This is a genomic window from Shinella oryzae, from assembly GCF_023038235.1.
Classification (GTDB): Bacteria; Pseudomonadota; Alphaproteobacteria; order Rhizobiales; family Rhizobiaceae; genus Shinella; species Shinella sumterensis.
Genome location: NZ_CP081987.1, coordinates 1,695,742 through 1,713,716, shown reverse-complemented (window position 1 = coordinate 1,713,716; position 17,975 = coordinate 1,695,742). Strand labels below are relative to the sequence as shown.

The 17,975-nt window shown below is 63.7% G+C and carries 19 protein-coding genes; 13 read left to right on the top strand and 6 right to left on the bottom strand.

Going from position 1 to position 17,975, the window contains the following annotated elements; genetic code table 11:
• Positions 1-5: 5 nt before the first annotated feature.
• Together K6301_RS08500 and K6301_RS08495 are read left to right on the top strand one after the other, a co-directional pair.
• The gene (locus tag K6301_RS08500; protein ID WP_247220545.1) at positions 6-935 is read left to right on the top strand and encodes a lipid A biosynthesis lauroyl acyltransferase; all 930 of its coding nucleotides are present in this window, start codon (positions 6-8) and stop codon (positions 933-935) included.
• Positions 936-1,246: 311 nt separating this feature from the next.
• The gene (locus tag K6301_RS08495) at positions 1,247-1,876 is read left to right on the top strand and encodes a PAS domain-containing protein (protein ID WP_247216104.1); all 630 of its coding nucleotides are present in this window, start codon (positions 1,247-1,249) and stop codon (positions 1,874-1,876) included.
• 6 nt (positions 1,877-1,882) lie between these two features.
• Here the strand turns inward: K6301_RS08495 and K6301_RS08490 are convergent, their stop codons facing one another.
• Positions 1,883-2,362: a hemerythrin domain-containing protein gene (locus tag K6301_RS08490; protein WP_247216103.1), complete on the bottom strand. Its 480-nt coding sequence runs from the start codon at positions 2,360-2,362 to the stop codon at positions 1,883-1,885.
• A gap of 206 nt (positions 2,363-2,568) precedes the next feature.
• Between K6301_RS08490 and ccoN the strand changes: the two genes are divergently transcribed.
• From ccoN to ccoP, 4 genes are read left to right on the top strand one after another with little or no spacing between them, the layout of a single operon-like run.
• Positions 2,569-4,188, top strand: a complete 1,620-nt coding sequence (gene ccoN / locus K6301_RS08485) for a cytochrome-c oxidase, cbb3-type subunit I (protein WP_247216101.1) — start codon at positions 2,569-2,571, stop codon at positions 4,186-4,188.
• 11 nt (positions 4,189-4,199) lie between these two features.
• Positions 4,200-4,931 (top strand): cytochrome-c oxidase, cbb3-type subunit II, encoded by a 732-nt coding sequence (ccoO, locus tag K6301_RS08480; protein WP_247216099.1) that lies wholly within the window; start codon positions 4,200-4,202, stop codon positions 4,929-4,931.
• 11 nt (positions 4,932-4,942) lie between these two features.
• Positions 4,943-5,095, top strand: a complete 153-nt coding sequence (locus K6301_RS08475; RefSeq protein ID WP_023513312.1) for a CcoQ/FixQ family Cbb3-type cytochrome c oxidase assembly chaperone — start codon at positions 4,943-4,945, stop codon at positions 5,093-5,095.
• Positions 5,096-5,097: 2 nt separating this feature from the next.
• Complete coding sequence (ccoP, locus tag K6301_RS08470) at positions 5,098-5,961, top strand: cytochrome-c oxidase, cbb3-type subunit III (RefSeq protein ID WP_247216097.1); 864 nt, start codon at positions 5,098-5,100, stop codon at positions 5,959-5,961.
• 52 nt (positions 5,962-6,013) lie between these two features.
• On the opposite strand, the gene K6301_RS08465 is transcribed toward ccoP, so the two are convergent.
• The 3 genes from K6301_RS08465 to K6301_RS08455 form a co-directional block, all read right to left on the bottom strand.
• Positions 6,014-6,751, bottom strand: coding sequence for a GGDEF domain-containing protein (locus K6301_RS08465; protein WP_247216095.1), 738 nt, complete (start codon positions 6,749-6,751; stop codon positions 6,014-6,016).
• A gap of 117 nt (positions 6,752-6,868) precedes the next feature.
• A complete protein-coding gene (locus K6301_RS08460) occupies positions 6,869-7,225 on the bottom strand; it encodes a VOC family protein (protein WP_247216093.1) in 357 nt (118 codons plus the stop codon).
• Positions 7,222-7,638, bottom strand: a complete 417-nt coding sequence (locus tag K6301_RS08455; protein ID WP_247216091.1) for an SRPBCC family protein — start codon at positions 7,636-7,638, stop codon at positions 7,222-7,224. Before K6301_RS08455 ends, K6301_RS08460 begins: the two co-directional genes overlap by 4 nt.
• A 236-nt stretch (positions 7,639-7,874) precedes the next feature.
• On the opposite strand from K6301_RS08455, the gene ccoG reads away from it, so the two are divergent.
• The 5 genes from ccoG (at position 7,875) to gndA (ending at position 13,983) form a co-directional block, all read left to right on the top strand.
• A complete protein-coding gene (gene ccoG, locus K6301_RS08450; protein WP_247216089.1) occupies positions 7,875-9,443 on the top strand; it encodes a cytochrome c oxidase accessory protein CcoG in 1,569 nt (522 codons plus the stop codon).
• The gene (locus K6301_RS08445) at positions 9,443-9,940 is read left to right on the top strand and encodes a FixH family protein (RefSeq protein ID WP_247216087.1); all 498 of its coding nucleotides are present in this window, start codon (positions 9,443-9,445) and stop codon (positions 9,938-9,940) included. Before ccoG ends, K6301_RS08445 begins: the two co-directional genes overlap by 1 nt.
• Positions 9,937-12,231 (top strand): cation-translocating P-type ATPase, encoded by a 2,295-nt coding sequence (locus K6301_RS08440; protein ID WP_247216085.1) that lies wholly within the window; start codon positions 9,937-9,939, stop codon positions 12,229-12,231. Before K6301_RS08445 ends, K6301_RS08440 begins: the two co-directional genes overlap by 4 nt.
• Positions 12,228-12,383: a cbb3-type cytochrome oxidase assembly protein CcoS gene (gene ccoS, locus K6301_RS08435; RefSeq protein WP_241948620.1), complete on the top strand. Its 156-nt coding sequence runs from the start codon at positions 12,228-12,230 to the stop codon at positions 12,381-12,383. The genes K6301_RS08440 and ccoS overlap by 4 nt, the downstream gene beginning before the upstream one ends.
• A 169-nt stretch (positions 12,384-12,552) precedes the next feature.
• Positions 12,553-13,983 carry an NADP-dependent phosphogluconate dehydrogenase gene (gene gndA, locus K6301_RS08430; RefSeq protein ID WP_247216082.1) on the top strand — a complete coding sequence of 477 codons (1,431 nt, stop codon included), beginning with the start codon at positions 12,553-12,555 and terminating at the stop codon, positions 13,981-13,983.
• 67 nt (positions 13,984-14,050) lie between these two features.
• Here gndA and K6301_RS08425 read toward each other — a convergent pair whose 3' ends face one another.
• Entirely contained in the window at positions 14,051-14,458 is a 408-nt protein-coding gene (locus tag K6301_RS08425) for a RidA family protein (RefSeq protein ID WP_247216080.1), read from the bottom strand.
• A gap of 68 nt (positions 14,459-14,526) precedes the next feature.
• Between K6301_RS08425 and K6301_RS08420 the strand changes: the two genes are divergently transcribed.
• A complete protein-coding gene (locus K6301_RS08420) occupies positions 14,527-15,099 on the top strand; it encodes a TetR/AcrR family transcriptional regulator (RefSeq protein ID WP_247216078.1) in 573 nt (190 codons plus the stop codon).
• Positions 15,100-15,105: 6 nt separating this feature from the next.
• On the opposite strand, the gene K6301_RS08415 is transcribed toward K6301_RS08420, so the two are convergent.
• Positions 15,106-16,143: a LacI family transcriptional regulator gene (locus tag K6301_RS08415; RefSeq protein ID WP_247216076.1), complete on the bottom strand. Its 1,038-nt coding sequence runs from the start codon at positions 16,141-16,143 to the stop codon at positions 15,106-15,108.
• Positions 16,144-16,544: 401 nt separating this feature from the next.
• Between K6301_RS08415 and K6301_RS08410 the strand changes: the two genes are divergently transcribed.
• A complete protein-coding gene (locus tag K6301_RS08410; RefSeq protein ID WP_247216074.1) occupies positions 16,545-17,780 on the top strand; it encodes an ABC transporter substrate-binding protein in 1,236 nt (411 codons plus the stop codon).
• Positions 17,781-17,975: the final 195 nt, after the last annotated feature.

The window sequence follows — 17,975 nt, the reverse complement described above, 5'->3', positions numbered from 1 at the left end:
TGAAGATGATCATCACCCGCTTTGTTCTGGCGCTTAGGAACACGAAGCAATGGCTGGAGGCGCAATTCGCCTTCGGTCTGCTCAACCTCCTGAAGCTGCTGCCGGCGGATGGTGCGATCAACTTCGCCGACCGGGTCGCGCGCTGGATCGGTCCCAAGACGAAGCGCCACAAGCTGACCCTGACCAATCTGCGCAATGCCTTCCCGGAAAAAACGGACGAGGATATCAAGGCGATCGCGCTCGACGCCTGGGGCAATATGGGCCGCCTTGCCGCCGAATATGTCTTCCTCGACAAGCTGTTCGATTTCGATCCGGCGCGCTCGACACCCGGCCGTGTCGAAGTGTCCGGCATTCCGATCTTCGTCGACCTTCGGGACAACCCGCGCCCGTTCATCGTCTTCACGGCCCATACCGGCAATTTCGAGCTCCTGCCGGTCGCGGGCGCGGCCTTCGGGCTCGACGTGACGGTGCTGTTCAGGCCGCCGAACAACCCCTACGTCGCCGATAAGGTTTTCGAATTCCGCCGCGCGCGCATGGGCGGGCTGGTGCCGTCTCATGCCGGTTCGTCCTTCACGCTGGCGCGCAAGCTGGAAGCCAGCCAGCCGGTGGGCGTGCTCGTCGACCAGAAGTTCACCCGGGGCCTGCCGACGCAGTTCTTCGGCCGCCCGGTGCAGACCAACCCTTTGCTCGCCAAGCTGGTCCGCCAGTTCGACTGCGAGGTCTATCCGGCCCGCTCCATCCGGCTTCCCGGCAATCGCTACCGCCTGGAGATCGAGCCGGCGATGAGCGTTCCGCGCAAGCCGAACGGCGCCGTCGACGTCGATGCCACAGCGCAGATGCTGAACGACAAGGTGGAGCAATGGGTGCGCGAATATCCGGGCCAGTGGCTCTGGTATCATGATCGCTGGAATATCAAGCACAGCCTTATTACTTGAAGGCTTATCATTTTTTATTAGAACTTTGCTTTTACGTACGTACTTCAGCTCGTTTCTTTAAAATTGTCGTTTGACATCTTTTCCGACGCTGTTACCATTTTGCTAATGTAAGCGCTTTGGATGGCGGTTTCGGGGAGGTGTCAGGCAAGAGAGGAATCCCGTTCCCAATAGTATGATAATATGAATGGCTGATTGCTGTAGTTCTCGGCAATTTTGGGGAGCAAGAATTGAAAGCTCTTATAGAGTTGTTCTGGTTTAAGTATTCGCAACTACAGTATGCTGTAAGAACGGGAGATGAGAAACTCATCTCCATGCTGGACAGGGAAATAGAACCGGCGCTCGCCGCCGTGCTCCAGCAGGAGGCGCAGAATGTTGGCGACCTTCGCTGTCAGTTCCAGTTCGCGCTGGATCTCCTGCGGGAGGATGCCGACGACAGGGCCTGCGTGCTTCGGCAGGCGCAAAGCCTCAAGATTTTGCTCGACAGGTATTTCGGCACGCAGGAGGCGGCAGGTCCGTTTTCCGTTCCGGCGATCGATGCCATACGCCCGAGCGGCGTGTCGCGCGTCACGGAGGACGGCCTTCTGAACGAAGCGATCCTCGACAGCCTGCCCGATCGCGTTGCCGTCGTTACCACGGATTACCGCTACATCTATTCGAACGCGCTCAATGCCAGCCGCTTCAGCCAGAAGCCCATCGATCTCGTGGGGCGGCATATCGTCGAATTCATCGGCCTCCAGCGCTTCGAGTCACGCGTGAAGCGGCATCTCGATCGCTGTTTTGCCGGCGAAGTGATGGAATACGATTATATATCCAGCGGGCGCGGCAGCGCCGTCACCCGTTGCCGCATGACGCCCTGCCTATCGGCGGCCGGCGACGTGATCGGCGCCATCCTCGTTCTCCATGATTTCCAGGAATTGTCGCGCGACCCGATGGCGGCGTGAGCCCCCTCATGAGGCGAGCGGCCCGCGCAGCATGAACTGCTGCTCGAAGGCGATATGGCGCCGGATCGATTCGAAGAAGCCGCGCAGCATGTAGCCTGCCGCTTCCGCGTTGACCCCGGCGTCACCGCTGCCGAGCCGCGTCAGCGTGTCCGTGAGCTCCTCGGCGAAACACTCGTCCTCGACATGCTCGAACTTCAGCCGCGCGATGGCTTCCGTCAGTTCGTCGTCGTGTGCGCGCAGTTTCTCCAGCAGGGGAAACAGCGTTTCCTCCTCATAGCGATGCACGCCGTTGACCAGCGGAATCAGGGATTTGGCGGCGTACATGCATTTCTGCCGGTTGATGTTGGCCGGCAGGCTGTCGGCGATGTCTTCCAGCGCCGCGCACAGCGCGAGCTGCGCGTCGTGGGCCTTCTTCAACCAGTCGAGCGAAACGGCATCCATCGGGCGGTCCGAAAGCAGCCGGGCAATACCAGTGTGGTCCGTCATCTCATATGTCCTCGTTTTCTGGATGCCGCGCGTCGCAGGGCGGGCTGCGTCAACCTGTCCCTTTGATGACCCCGGCTTCCGATCTGCGCCTTGATCCATGTCAAGGATGCTGGCGTGCGCATCTGCGAAGGCTCATTCGAGCGCAAAGGCCGATTCCGCGTGGGAACGGCTTATGCGGGACATTCGAGAGTTGGGGGATGCCAACGATGAAATACACAACGGAAACAATCGTCCTTGCCGTGGGCGCATTCCTCGCGCTGCTCGGCGCGGCGTTTGCCCAGGACAAGCTTTTCGGGGCCCATATGTGGGTCCTCTTCTTCGTGCTCCTGGCGGGCACGGTCTTCATGATCCGGCGCATTTCCTTCGCCCCGGCCAAGATCGCAGCCTCGTCTGACGATGGCGGTTACTTCGATGAGGTCGTGAAATACGGCGTCATCGCCACCGTCTTCTGGGGCGTCGTCGGCTTCCTGGTCGGCGTCGTGGTCGCGCTGCAACTGGCCTTTCCCGATCTCAACATCGAACCCTGGCTGAACTTCGGCCGCACGCGCCCGCTGCACACCTCGGCGGTGATCTTCGCCTTTGGCGGCAATGCGCTGATCGCGACGTCGTTCTATGTCGTGCAGCGCACGTCGCGCGCGCGCCTCTTCGGCGGCAATCTCGGCTGGTTCGTGTTCTGGGGCTACCAGCTCTTCATCGTCATGGCCGCCACCGGCTATCTGCTCGGCATCACGCAGGGCAGGGAATATGCCGAGCCGGAATGGTATGTCGACCTGTGGCTCACCGTCGTCTGGGTCGCCTATCTCGTCGCCTTCCTCGGCACGATCATGACCCGCAAGGAACCGCACATCTACGTGGCGAACTGGTTCTTCCTGTCGTTCATCGTGACGGTGGCCATGCTGCATATCGTCAACAACCTGGCGATCCCGGTGTCGTTCCTGGGCGTGAAGAGCTACTCGGCCTTCTCGGGTGTGCAGGATGCGCTGACGCAATGGTGGTACGGCCATAACGCCGTGGGCTTCTTCCTGACGGCCGGCTTCCTGGGCATGATGTACTACTTCATCCCCAAGCAGGTGAACCGCCCGGTCTATTCCTACCGCCTGTCGATCATCCACTTCTGGGCGCTGATCTTCATGTATATCTGGGCCGGCCCGCACCACCTGCACTACACGGCGCTGCCGGACTGGGCGCAGACGCTGGGCATGGTCTTCTCGATCATGCTGTGGATGCCCTCGTGGGGCGGCATGATCAACGGCCTGATGACGCTCTCGGGCGCCTGGGACAAGATCCGCACCGACCCGATCGTGCGCATGATGGTCATGGCCGTCGCCTTCTACGGCATGGCGACCTTCGAAGGCCCGATGATGTCGATCAAGTCGGTCAACTCGCTCAGCCACTACACGGACTGGACCATCGGCCACGTGCATTCGGGCGCGCTTGGCTGGAACGGCCTCATCACCTTCGGCGCGGTCTACTTCCTCGTTCCGAAGCTGTGGAAGCGCGAACGGCTGTACTCGATCCGCATGGTCAACTGGCACTTCTGGCTCGCCACGCTCGGCATCGTCGTCTACGCGGCGGTCATGTGGGTCGCCGGCATCCAGCAGGGCCTGATGTGGCGCGAATACGACGAGCAGGGCTTCCTGGTCTACTCGTTCGCCGAAACCGTCGCCGCGATGTTCCCCTATTACGTGCTGCGCGCCGTCGGCGGCGGGCTGTTCCTCTTAGGCGCGCTCATCATGGCCTACAACGTGACCATGACAATCCTCGGCTACCAGCGTGACGAAGCCCCGATCCCGGGTGCCGCACCCGCGCTCCAGCCGGCCGAATAGGAGGGGACACCATGTCCATTCTTGACAAACACGCGATCCTCGAACGCAACGCGACGCTTCTCCTCGTCGGCTCGCTCCTGGTCGTCACCATCGGCGGCATCGTCGAGATCGCCCCGCTGTTCTACCTCGAGAACACGATCGAAAAGGTGGAGGGCATGCGGCCTTATTCGCCGCTCGAACTGGCGGGCCGCGACATCTATGTCCGCGAGGGCTGCTACGTCTGTCACAGCCAGATGATCCGCCCGTTCCGCGACGAGGTGGAACGCTACGGGCACTACTCGCTGGCGGCGGAGTCGATGTACGACCATCCGTTCCAGTGGGGCTCGAAGCGCACGGGGCCCGATCTCGCCCGCGTCGGCGACCGCTACTCGAACGAGTGGCACGTCCAGCACCTGATCGAGCCGCGCTCGGTCGTGCCGGAATCGGTGATGCCGAGCTACGCCTTCCTCAAGGAGACGCCGCTGGAGGTGAAGAACATCACCCTGCATCTCGAAGCCAACCGCAAGGTGGGCGTGCCCTATACGGACGAGATGATCGAGAACGCGGCGGCCGATATCAAGGCGCAGGCGGATCCGAACGCGGACACGTCCGGCCTGGAGGCCCGCTATCCGAAGGCCAAGCTTGGCGACTTCGACGGCGACCCCACGAAGCTCACCGAAATGGATGCGCTCGTCGCTTATCTGCAAATGCTCGGCACGCTGGTGGACTTCTCCACCTATGACGATGCCAGCGGTTACCGCTGAGGAGGTGGACCATGGAAACCTATACCGCCATGCGCCACTTCGCCGACAGCTGGGGCCTGCTCGCCATGACGCTGTTCTTCCTGGCCGTCGTCGCCTTCACACTCCGCCCCGGCGCCCGCAAGGCCGCCGAACGGGCCGCTGAAATCCCTCTCAAGGAGGACTGATCATGGCCGAGAAACATATTGACGAAATCTCGGGCGTCGAAACCACCGGCCACGAGTGGGATGGCATCCGCGAACTGAACAACCCGATGCCGCGCTGGTGGGTCTGGACGTTCTACGCGACGATCCTCTGGGCGATCGGTTACACCATCGCCTTTCCGGCCTGGCCGCTGGTGAGCGATGCCACAAGGGGCGTTCTCGGCTGGTCGAGCCGCGCCAATATCGCGACCGAGCTGGCAGACGCCAAGCAGGCGCAGTCCGCCTTCGTCGACCGTATCGCCAACTCCTCGCTTCAGGAGATCATGGCCGATCCGCAGCTTTCGCAGTTCGCAATCGCGGGCGGCGCGTCGGCCTTCAAGGTCAACTGTGCGCAGTGCCACGGCTCGGGCGCTGCCGGTGGCGCCGGCTTCCCGAACCTCAACGACGACGACTGGATCTGGGGCGGCTCGGTGGACGATATCTACCAGACCATCGCGCATGGTATCCGCAACCCCGGTGACGACGAGACCCGCACCTCGGAAATGCCGGCCTATGGCGAAATCCTGGAGCCCGTGCAGATCAAGCAGGTGGCGGCCTATGTCGTCAGCCTGACGGGCACGCCGTCGGATGCAAGCCTCGTCGAGCCGGGCAGGCAGATCTTCGCCGACAACTGCGCGGCCTGCCATGGCGATGACGCCAAGGGCAACCGCGAGTTCGGCGCGCCGAACCTCGCTGACGCCATCTGGCTGAAGGGCGAGGGCGAGGCGGCCATCGCCGCGCAGGTCCGCGCGCCCAAGCATGGCGTGATGCCGAGCTGGCTGCCGCGTCTCGGTGACGCTTCGGTCAAGCAGCTTGCGATCTTCGTCCATTCGCTGGGTGGCGGCGAATAATCGCCGAGACTGGATATGAGAAAGGAAGAGGCCGCGTCGAACGCGGCCTTTTTCATGCGACGACCGTGTTGCGGCCTGCCGATTTCGCCCGGTAGAGATTGCGGTCGGCGGCGGCGAGCGCTTCGGCCGGATCGAACCGGGGGGCGCAATGGAAGGCGCCGATGCTGACGCCGAGGGGTATGCGGATGCCGGATGGGTGGCGAAAATCGATGGCGGAGACCGCCTCGCGCACCGCCTGCGAATGATCGAGCATGCGCTCGGCCGACGCGCCGTGCAGGAAAATCGCAAATTCCTCGCCGCCAAGGCGACCGACGATGTCGTTCTCCTGAGCCAGGCTCTGGAGGGCAGCGCCGATGAGATGCAGGGCCTCATCGCCCGCGGCATGGCCGAACCGGTCGTTGACCGACTTGAAATGATCGACATCGAGAAAGAGCAGGCCGCCATTCGCGCCGTCGTTGCTGGATGCGGCAATCTCGTCCATGAAGGCTGCCCGGTTGAGCAGGCCGGTCAGGGCATCGCGCCGGGCCTGGTATTGCAGGCGGTCATAGGCTTTTTCCAGCGCATCGCGCGCCTCGGCGAGCGCCGTATTGGCGCGGCGCAGACGGTCGGCCTGATAGAAATGCACGAGCGAGGCGGGAATGGAGATGGCGATCGGGCAGACGATGGTCATGACCAGGCCTGCGCCCGCCACGCGGCCGCCCATCATCGGTACGAAGGCGAAGCTGATCACGAGCGATGCGACCGTCGACAGCACCGCGACCAGTAAGGTCCTGCCCAGAATTGCGTACATCGACGAGCCCACGCTGATTTAACCGCTGGACTCGTCACTAGGAGGCGATCGTTGAAAATCCCTGAATTCCAACGGTAAAAATGCTTTACGCCGTCAGATTGACGCTAAGTAAGCCGCTCAACGGTCGGACCAGACCGCCAGCTCGTATCCGTCGGGATCGGTGAAGTGGAAGCGGCGTCCACCGGGAAATTCGAAGATCGGCTGTACCACGGTTCCGCCTGCGGCCTCCACGCGCGCCAATATCTCTTCCAATTCGTCGGCAAAAAGAATGATCAGCGGGCCGCCCTGTGCGCGAACCGGCGCCGTTGTGGTGAAGCCGCCGGTCAGGCGGCCGTCCTGAAACTCGCAATATCGCGGCCCGTAGTCCGTGAAGGTCCAGCCGAAGGCGCTGCCGTAGAAGGCCTTGCTGCGGGCGATATCCGCGACGTTGAACTCGATATAGTCGATCTTGCGATCCGCGCCTCTGCTGCTCATCGCGGCAACTCCCTGTCTTCCATCAGTTTGGCCAACGTCCCGAGATCACGGGCCACATGCGCCGCATCCGATTCGAAGGCCGCGTCATCCATATCCGGTTGCCGCAGCAGCGTGAACATCACCTCCGCGCCATCACCGTTCGGCACGACGCGCAGGGCGTTTTCGACGACCCGGCCATCGGGCAGGGTGACGGTATGATCGATAACGCCGAAATCGTTGGCCGGCGCGAACCGGACACGCACATTGTCGATCGGCCCGCCATCGGCGATCCAGTCGTCACCGTCGCGCGTCAGCCCCGAGGCGAGGCCCGAAGCCCAGAGCGGCATGTTCTCCGGCTTCGCGGCGAAGGCGTAAACGGCACGCCAATCACGATCGATGCTGCGGTGAATAACACGGACGGGCAGGGTGGTCATGGGCGCTCTCCTCATCGACGCAGGATAGGTTGGAACGGGCGCATTTGTCGAACGAAAAGTGAACATACTTTTCTTTTCGACAGCGGCAGACGGTGAGTGCTGCGCATTCGTGCGGCAACGCGCCACGCCCATGGCGGCCGTAACGCCCACCAAACTTGACGTAGATCAACGATGCGGCGCCCCGTTGGCGTCATTGTCCCCGGCATAGGCAGAAGATTCCGGGACATCCGCATATTATGACGACCGTCTACACCGCAGACACGACCATCGAGCGCCACGAGGCCGAGCCCGTCAACTCGGCCAAGGTGCGCAAGCCGCTCTACGAGAAGCGCAAGAAGATCTTTCCCAGGCGCGCGCAGGGTCGTTTTCGCCAGTTCAAGTGGCTGATCATGCTCGTGACGCTCGGCATCTATTACCTGACGCCGTGGATTCGCTGGGACCGCGGTCCCTATGCGCCAGACCAGGCGGTGCTCATCGATCTCGCCGGACGGCGCTTCTACTTCTTCTTCATCGAGATCTGGCCGCAGGAATTCTTCTTCGTGGCCGGCCTGCTCGTCATGGCGGGCTTTGGGCTGTTCCTCGTGACCTCAGCGGTCGGTCGTGCGTGGTGCGGCTATGCCTGTCCGCAGACGGTCTGGGTGGACCTGTTCCTTGTCGTGGAGCGTGCCATCGAAGGCGATCGCAATGCGCGCATGAAGCTCGATGCCGGGCCGTGGACGTTCTCCAAGGTCTGGAAGCGCGTCAGCAAGCATGTCATCTGGCTCGTCATCGCCGTCGCCACGGGCGGTGCCTGGATCTTCTATTTCGCCGACGCACCGACATTGCTGGTCAATTTCGTCACGCTGCAGGCGCCGCCGGTCGCCTATATCACCGTCGCGGTCCTGACGGTGACGACATACGTCCTGGGCGGGCTGATGCGCGAGCAGGTCTGCACCTATATGTGCCCATGGCCGCGCATCCAGGCGGCGATGCTCGACGAAAGCTCGCTGGTCGTGACCTATAACGACTGGCGCGGCGAGCCGCGCACCCGCCATGCCAAGAAGGCCATTGCTGCCGGGGAGAGCGTCGGTGATTGCGTGGATTGCAACGCCTGCGTCGTGGTCTGTCCCATGGGCATCGATATCCGCGACGGCCAGCAGCTCGAGTGCATTACCTGCGCGCTGTGCATCGATGCCTGCGACAATGTCATGGACAAGCTCGGCAAGGAGCGCGGTTTGATCGCCTATGCCACGCTGTCGGATTACGCGGCGAACATGGCGCTTGCCACCGGTGGCGGCACGCAGCCGATCGACCCGGCGCGCGTCCGCAATGCCGACGGCACGTTCAATGATCGTGTCAGGCATTTCGACTGGCACGTCATCTTCCGCCCGCGCACGCTGCTCTACTTCGGTGTCTGGTCGCTGGCGGGGCTGGCGCTGGTTTATGCGCTGCTGGCGCGCGAGCGGCTGGATCTCAACGTCATCCATGACCGCAACCCTCAGTTCGTCGTGGAATCGGATGGCTCGATCCGCAACGGCTATGCGGTGAAGCTGCTCAACATGATCCCCGAACCGCGCGTCATCACCGTGTCGATCGAGGGCATGCCGGGCGCCGTCATGAAGATTGCCGGCCATGACAACACGGATGGCCGCAGCGTCGACGTGCCGGCCGATCCGGACAAGGTGACGGCGCTCAGGGTCTTCGTCACCCTGCCCAAGGACAAGCTGTCGGAAGCGGCCGAGGGCTTCAGGATCATGGCGGAAGATCGCCAGGGTCACGAGAGCAGGGCCTATTCCGCCAAATTCAACATGCCGGGAGCACGATAATGGTCGCCGAAAGCAAGCAACGCGGTTTCGTCTTCACGGGCTGGCATATGCTCCTCGTCATGGTGCTGTTCTTCGGCACCATCATCTCGGTCAACGTCTTCATGGCGTGGAACGCGGTGCGGACCTGGAGCGGGCTGGTCGTGCCGAACACCTATGTCGCCAGCCAGCAGTTCAACGGCAAGGTGGAGGAGGCCAAGCGGCTTGCCGCCAGCGGCATCGAGGGCGACATCGTCATCAAGGACGGCCGCATCGTCTACCATGTGGTCGACGCCGGCGGCCAGCCCGTCGTCGCCGACGAGGTCTCGGCCACCTTCAAGCGTCCGGTGGATGAGCGGGAGGATTTCACCCTGTCGCTCGTGCCCTCGGGGGCGGGGCGGTTCGTTGCCGAGCGCGATGTGCCCGCCGGCCAGTGGGTGATCGATATCGCCACGCGGCATCAGGGCGTGAAGGTGTTCCACCAGACGCTGCGCACCGTCGTCACAGGAGGCAACCAATGAGCTGCTGTGCACCCGGAACGGAAGGCGCGATGGAGGCTGAGCGTGCTCGCCATGCCTTGCCGTCGTCGGAGGAACTGCTGCTGGCCAGCCGGCCTGTCGGGCCGGGCTTGCGCCAGAGCGACCTGAGTGTTCCCGGCGTGCATTGCGGCGCGTGCATCACCACCATCGAGGCTGCACTCGAAGCCCTGCCGGAGGTCGAGCGGGCGCGCGTCAACCTTTCCACCCGCCGGGTCTCGGTGATGTGGAAGGAGCAGGTCAACGGCGCGCCGACCGATCCGCAGGCCATGGCGGCGGCGATCGCCGCCACGGGCTACGAGACGCATCTCTTCTCGCTTGCCGCGGAAGGCGACGACCTCCTGCGCAACCAGCTGATCCGCGCCGTCGCCGTTTCCGGCTTCGCGGCCACCAACATCATGCTGCTGTCGGTTTCCGTCTGGTCGGGCGCCGAGGCCGCGACGCGCGACCTGTTCCACTGGATTTCCGCCTTCATCGCCGGCCCGACGCTGATCTATGCCGGTCGCTTCTTCTACCGCTCGGCCTGGAACGCGCTGCGCCACGGCCGCACCAACATGGATGTGCCGATCGCCATCGCGATCACGCTTTCCTATGTCTTTTCCTTGTGGGAGACGCTGCACAGCGCCGAGCATGCCTGGTTCGACGCCACCGTCAGCCTGCTGTTCTTCCTGCTCATCGGCCGCACGCTCGACCATGTCATGCGCGATCGCGCCCGCTCGGCCATCACCGGCCTTGCCCGCCTGTCGCCGCGCGGCGCGATGGTGATGCTGCCCGACGGGACGCGCGACTATCGGCCGGTCGAGGAGATCGCCGTCGGCGATCATCTCGCCATCGCCGCCGGCGAGCGCATTCCCGTCGATTGCCGCGTGCTGACGGGGGCAAGCGATGTCGACCGTTCCATCGTCAACGGCGAGAGCGATCCGCTCGCCGCCGGGCCCGGCACCCGCCTAGAAGCGGGCGCGATGAACCTCACCGGCTCTCTTCTCGTCGAAGCCGTCGCGACCGCCCGTAATTCCTTCCTGTCGGAGGTCATCGGCCTGATGGAAGCGGCCGAAGGGGGCAGGGCGCGGTATCGCCGCATCGCCGACCGAGCGTCGCAAATCTATGCGCCCGTCGTGCATGTCATGGCGCTGGGCTCCTTCCTCGGCTGGGGTCTCCACGACGGCGACTGGAAACATGCGCTCATGGTCTCCATAGCCGTGCTGATCATCACCTGCCCCTGCGCGCTCGCGCTTGCGGTGCCGGTCGTGCAGGTGGTGGCAGCAGGCCGCCTGTTTGCCGGCGGCGTCATGGTGAAAGACGGCTCGGCCATGGAACGCCTGGCCGAGATCGACACCGCCGTCTTCGACAAGACCGGCACGCTGACGCTCGGCAAGCCGCGCCTTGTCGATCGGGATAGCGTCAATCGCACCCATCTTGCACTCGCGGCGGCGCTGGCGGCCCATTCGCGTCATCCGCTTTCCGTGGCGCTTGCCAGCGCGGTGCCCGGTCCCATGCCCGTGCTCACCGAGGTGCGTGAAATCGCGGGCGGCGGGCTTGAGACCGAAACGCCGCAGGGCCTGCTGCGCCTCGGGAGCCGCGCCTTTGCGGCGGGCAGGGCTGTTGACGGCGAGGAGATGCACGGGCTTTCAGAGGTCGTGCTGTCGCGCGACGGCGTCGTGCTGGAAACCTTCCGCTTCGAGGACGCCCTGCGCGCCGGGGCCGGCGAGGTGGTCGGCGCGCTGCGCTGGGACGGCATCGATATGGCGATCCTGTCGGGCGACCGGCCTGCGGCGGTCTCGCGCATTGCCGGCCTGCTCGGCATCGAGCGCTGGCAGGCCGGTCTTTCGCCGCGTGAGAAGACCGAGGCCGTCGCCGAACGCGCCGCAAGCGGTCATCGTGTCCTCATGGTGGGCGACGGCATCAACGACGCCCCGGCACTGGCCGCGGCGCATGTCTCCATGGCGCCGGCCAGCGCTGCCGATGTCGGCCGCCAGGCGGCGGACCTGGTCTTCCTGCACGAAAGCCTCGAGGCCGTGCCCTTTGCCATCGAGACCGCGCGAAAGGCCGGGCGCCTGATCCGCCAGAACTTCGCGCTCGCCATCGGCTACAATGTCGTCGCCATTCCCATCGCCCTTCTCGGGCACGCGACGCCGCTGATTGCGGCCATAGCAATGTCCACATCATCGATTACGGTCGTGGTCAATTCGCTGCGCCTGCGGGGACGCCTGCCGGCCTTTGCGACACGCGCAGCGGATGCGGCGCGTCCGGTCAACACCATGGTGAAGGCGGCATGAACACGCTCATCTTCCTCATTCCCATCGCGCTTTTCCTCGGCGCGCTCGGGCTTGCGGCCTTTCTCTGGTCGCTCAAGAGTGGTCAGTACGACGATGTGGAGGGTGCGGCCTGGCGCGTCCTCGACGATGGCGACGACCGGCCGGGCAAGTAGTTTCGAGGGGTTCTAAAATGGCGGGGAATTCAAACAATCCCTTGTCGTAAATCGATTTGAATGCCAAAACACGCGCGCTGGAGCGATGCTCCACTCTCTCTTTTCGCGCGGCGTTTTCGGCAGGCTCCGAAAGTCATCCCCGCCGCGCCATACCTACGGAGGTACTATCGTGGCACAGGCGGAAATCGGTCTTATCGGTCTCGGCGTGATGGGGTCCAACCTTGCGCTCAACATCGCCGAGAAGGGCAACAAGATCGCGGTGTTCAACCGCACCGTTGCGCGCACGAAGGAGTTCTACGAGGAGGCCGGCGACCTCAAGGGCCAGATCGTGCCCTGCGAGACCATCGAGGAATTCGTCGCCGCCATCCGCCCGCCGCGCCCGATCATCATCATGATCCAGGCCGGCGCGGCGGTCGACCAGCAGATGGATCTGCTGCGCCCCTACCTCGAAAAGAACGACATCATGATCGATGCCGGCAACGCGAATTTCCGCGACACGATGCGCCGCTTCGATGCGCTCAAGGATTCCGGCCTCACCTTCATCGGCATGGGCGTCTCCGGTGGCGAGGAAGGTGCGCGCCATGGCCCGTCCATCATGGTCGGGGGCACGGAAGACAGTTGGAAGCGCGTCGAGAAGGTTCTGACCTCGATTGCCGCCAAGTACAACGACGATCCGTGCGTTGCCTGGCTCGGCGAGAACGGCGCCGGCCACTTCGTCAAGACCATCCACAATGGCATCGAATATGCCGACATGCAGATGATCGCCGAAATCTATGGCATCCTGCGCGACGGCCTGAAGATGAGCGCCACCGAGATCGGCGAGGTCTTCGGCCAGTGGAACAAGGGCCGCTTGGAATCCTACCTCATCGAGATCACCGAGAAGGTTCTCGCCGCCAAGGACCCGATCGCCGGTGGCCCGATGGTCGACATGATCCTCGACAAGGCCGGCCAGAAGGGCACGGGCAAGTGGTCCGCCATCGAAGCCCAGAACATGGGTGTGCCGGCAACCGGCATCGAAGCCGCCGTTGCCGCCCGCTCCATCTCGTCCTTCAAGGCCGAGCGCGAGGCCGCCGAAAAGATCCTCGGCCTGCCGGACGTGCCCGCACTCTCGGTCGCCGACAAGGCCGCCTTCATCAAGGATCTCGAAAGCGCGCTTCTGGCCGGCAAGATCGGCGCCTATGCGCAGGGCTTCGCCGTCATGGCCGCCGCGTCCAAGGAATACGACTGGAACCTGCCGATGCCGACGATCGCCAAAATCTGGCGCGCCGGCTGCATCATCCGCTCGCAGTTCCTCGACGAGATCACCAGCGCCTTCACCAAGGCCCCGGATGCGGCGAACCTCATCGTCACCCCGGCCTTCGCCGCCATGGTCAAGGAAACCGACGGCGCGCTGCGCCGCGTCGTTTCGGCCGCTGCACTGCACGGCCTGCCGGTTCCCGCACTTGCCTCCGCGCTCGGCTATTTCGACAGCTACCGCCGCGGCCGCGGCACGGCCAATGTCATCCAGGCCCAGCGCGACTTCTTCGGCGCGCACGGCTTCGACCGCCTCGACGGCGCCGACAGCCACCACGGCCCGTGGGGCTCGGGCCTCAACGGCTGACGCCAGCTATCAGACAAATGAAAACCGCCCGCAAAAACTCTTTTGCGGGCGGTTTTGTTTGGACTGGTCAGTCCGGCAGACGGACGACCAGTTCCATCTCGACTTGCAGGTCAGGCGCCGCCAGCGCGGCCACGCCGATGCCTGTCACGCACGGTTGCACGCCGTCGAACGTGGCGAGGAAAGACGGCATCAGCACATCCATTCTTTCCGGGGTCATATCGACCATATAGACCCGCGCGATCACGATATCCTGCGGTTTTGCCCCAACGGCCTCCAGTGCTGCCCTGGCATTTGCCGAGACGAGGTCCATCTGCTCGGCGAGGCCCGTTGGCGTCGGCCCGCCGTCCGCACGCCACGCAACCTGGCCGGAAATGTAGGCCATGCGCCCGGGTGCGACGATGGAAATCTGCGAATAGCCCGCATTGCCTGCGTTTGGGAGCGCGGGAGGGTTCAAGCGCGTGATGGACTGTGACATAACTCTTCCTGAAATTAGAGAGAAATTCTAAGATGATTTTGAATTTCTCTACAAATGTAGAGGATCACATGCCGCAGGACAAGGCCAACCGCAAGGAGATCATCCTGGACAGTGTTATCGATCTTCTGGCGACCCGCGGGCTCGAAGGGGTGACGCACAGGGCGGTCGATGAGGCGGCGGGCTTGCCGCCGGGATCGTCATCCTACTATTTCCCAAAGAAGGCCGCCCTTCTTCTCGCAGCCGCAGGGCAGCTTGCCGACCTCCTGGAAAAGGACTGCGAAGACATGCAGGTCGGTTTCGCCGAAACGGTTGCCCGGGCAGGAATGGCGGCGGCCGTGGACTACGTTGCCGACGAACTTGCGACCTATGCGGATACCGCCCGCAACTTGTTTCTGGCGCGGATGGAACTGACCATGGCCTCAGCCAGGCGCGAGGATCTCGCAGGCGTGGGCGCACAGCTCACCGCGGCCGCGCGACGGCCGATCGCGTTCTTCCTGAAGCTGATTTCCGAGGGGCGGGCGGACGTTCCGGTGGACGCCTTCGCCGGTTTCATCGACGGGATGACGCTGATGTATGCGACTGGCCAGGGGCCGAAGCCGACTCGCGAGCAGGTCGCGGCAGTCTTCGGCTCCATCCTTTAAGGCGCATCACTCGGTCGGGATCGGATAGCTCAGCGTCTGCAACTCTTCCGGTGCGCGTCCTTCGATGCGGGCGATCACGGCTTTTGCCAGTTCGCGGCCGGCGAGGCGGATATCCTCGCGCATGGTCATGACCTCGGGACGCAGCCATTGCAGCAGCATCTGCGATTCCTTGGAGACGAGGTCGATATGCTCGCCGAGCTTCAGCCCATCCGCCTCCAGCGCCGCGACGAGCGCCACGGCGCCCGAGCCGCTGCCCGAGACGATACCGTCGGGGGCATTCGGCGCGCGCAAGAGGTTTTCCGCCGCCCGGCGTATGTCGACGAGGCTGCTGTCGAGGTTCACTTCGTTGAAGGGCATGGCCGTCGCGCCGAAATCGCGGACGCCGCGCTCGAAGCCCGCCCGCATGTGCAGGTAAAAGGTCAGGTACGGCGGCGGCTGGAGCAGGACGAGCCGCTTGCGGCCCTGTTCGACGAGCTTGCGCACGGCCTCGTAGGCGAAGCGCTCGTTATCGAAGTCGTGATAGGGATGCGTGAGCCCCATCTCCGTGCGGCCATGCGTGGCGAAGGGAAAATTGCGCTCCATCATCAGCGCCACGCGCGGGTCCTTCGGCTCGGTGCGCGAGATGATCACGCCGTCGGCCGCGCCGGTTTCCAGCACGTATCGCACCGGGTCGAGCGCATTGCCCTGGGTTCGGTAGGGCGTGACGACGAGGTGATACTGCGTCGTTGCAAGCACCTCCGAAATACCGATCACCATGGGGCTCGTCAGGCCCATGATCTCTTCCTCGAGACTGAGGATGAGGCTGATGACATTCGTCTTGCCGGTGCGCAGGCGCACGCCCGCGCGGTTGGGCTGGTAGCCGATCTGGGCGGCGACAAGGCGCACGCGCTCCTTCGTCTCGGTGCCGATATCGGGGGCGTCCTTGAGCGCGCGCGAGACGGTCGTGATGCCGAGGCCCGTCATGAAGGCGATCGTCTTCAGTGTCGGCCGCTCATTCGTGCCCGCGGGCGCGGTTCGTGCCCCCTCGCTCAGCCTGTCCTTCATTCCCGCCTCAACCTCTCCGCATTAGCGAGCGGTTATACATGTTCTGCCCTGCATCGCCACATGGGCGCGCAGATGCATGGAAAAACTGTAACGATATAGTGATTTTGTCGAGCCAAAAATTCCGAAAACGGCTTTTTCCGATGCTTCGGCGGCTCTTTCCGCATTGCACAAGGCTGCGATGATGGTGCGTGACGGAGTGCAGCCTATTAATATAAGATATAAAATAAAAACAATTGTTTGTAATTTCTGTCATGCTGGATTTTACCGGATGAACGCATCCTTTTCGCGTCTCTCAAATCGGGCGTTTTGAGTAAAACGTCCCTTTGCCGCGCTTGCAGGTTGCGCGTTCGATCCTCTTCGTCTACTTTTTTACTGCAACGTTTCAGTGAGGGAGGAGACTCATGAAAATTCGTTCGATGGCCGCTGCCTTGGCGGTGACCGTGGCCCTGCCGTTCGCCGCAGCCCATGCGACCGATCTGGAGGTGACCCATTGGTGGACGTCCGGCGGGGAGGCCGCGGCGGTCGCAGAACTGGCAAAGGCATTCGACGCGACGGGCAACAAGTGGGTGGACGGCGCGATCGCCGGCGCCGGCGGCACGGCGCGGCCGATCATGATCAGCCGCATCACCGGCGGCGATCCGATGGGCGCCACGCAGTTCAACCACGGCCGCCAGGCCGAGGAACTGGTGGAGTCCGGCCTGATGCGCGACCTCACCGATGTCGCGACACGGGAAAACTGGAAGGACATCATCAAGCCGGCGAGCCTGCTCGACAGCTGCACGTTCGATGGCAAGATCTATTGCGCACCCGTCAACATTCACTCCTGGCAGTGGCTGTGGCTATCCAACGGCGCCTTCGAGAAGGCGGGTGTCGCCGTTCCCAAGAACTGGGACGAGTTCGTCGCGGCCGCGCCGGCGCTGGAAAAGGCCGGCATCGTGCCGCTCGCGGTGGGCGGCCAGCCCTGGCAGGCGGCCGGCGCGTTCGACGTGCTGATGGTGGCCATCGCCGGCAAGGACACGTTTTACAAGGTCTTCAAGGACCGCGACGCGGAGGTTGCGGGCGGCCCTGACATCGCCAAGGTTTTCAAGGCCGCCGACGATGCGCGCCGCATGTCCAAGGGCACGAATGTGCAGGACTGGAACCAGGCCACCAACATGGTCATCACCGGCAAGGCCGGCGGCCAGATCATGGGCGACTGGGCGCAGGGCGAATTCGCGCTCGCCGGACAGGTCGCCGGCAAGGACTATACCTGCCTGCCGGGGCTGGGCGTGAACGACATCATCTCGACCAGCGGCGACGCCTTCTACTTCCCGCTGCTCAACAACGAGGAAAAGTCCAAGGCGCAGGAAGTGCTGGCGTCGACGCTCATCGCGCCTGCCACGCAGGTCGCCTTCAACCTGAAGAAAGGCTCGCTGCCGGTGCGCGGAGACGTCGATCTCGCCGCCGCCAACGACTGCATGAAGAAGGGACTGGAAATCCTTGCCAAGGGCAACGTGATCGAGGCGCCGGACCAGATGCTTTCGGCCGACAGCCAGAAGCAGAAGGAGGACCTCTTCTCCGAGTTCTTCGCCAATCCCTCGATGACGCCGGAAGACGCCCAGAAGCGTTTTGCCGACATCATCGCCTCGGCGGAGTGATCAGCGGACGGTCGGCGCTTGCCGCCGGCCGTCGGCATAGCCCGAAACCTCCCGTCCGTCATGGTCGGGCCTGTCCCGGGCATCTGCCAGCGTCTCGATTTTCGATGCGTCGGCAGATCCTCGGCACAAGGCCGAGGATGACGGAGGAGGGGGGCGGGGCTCTGCTGCAGCGAAGGCGAGCGCTTGCGCCTGCCG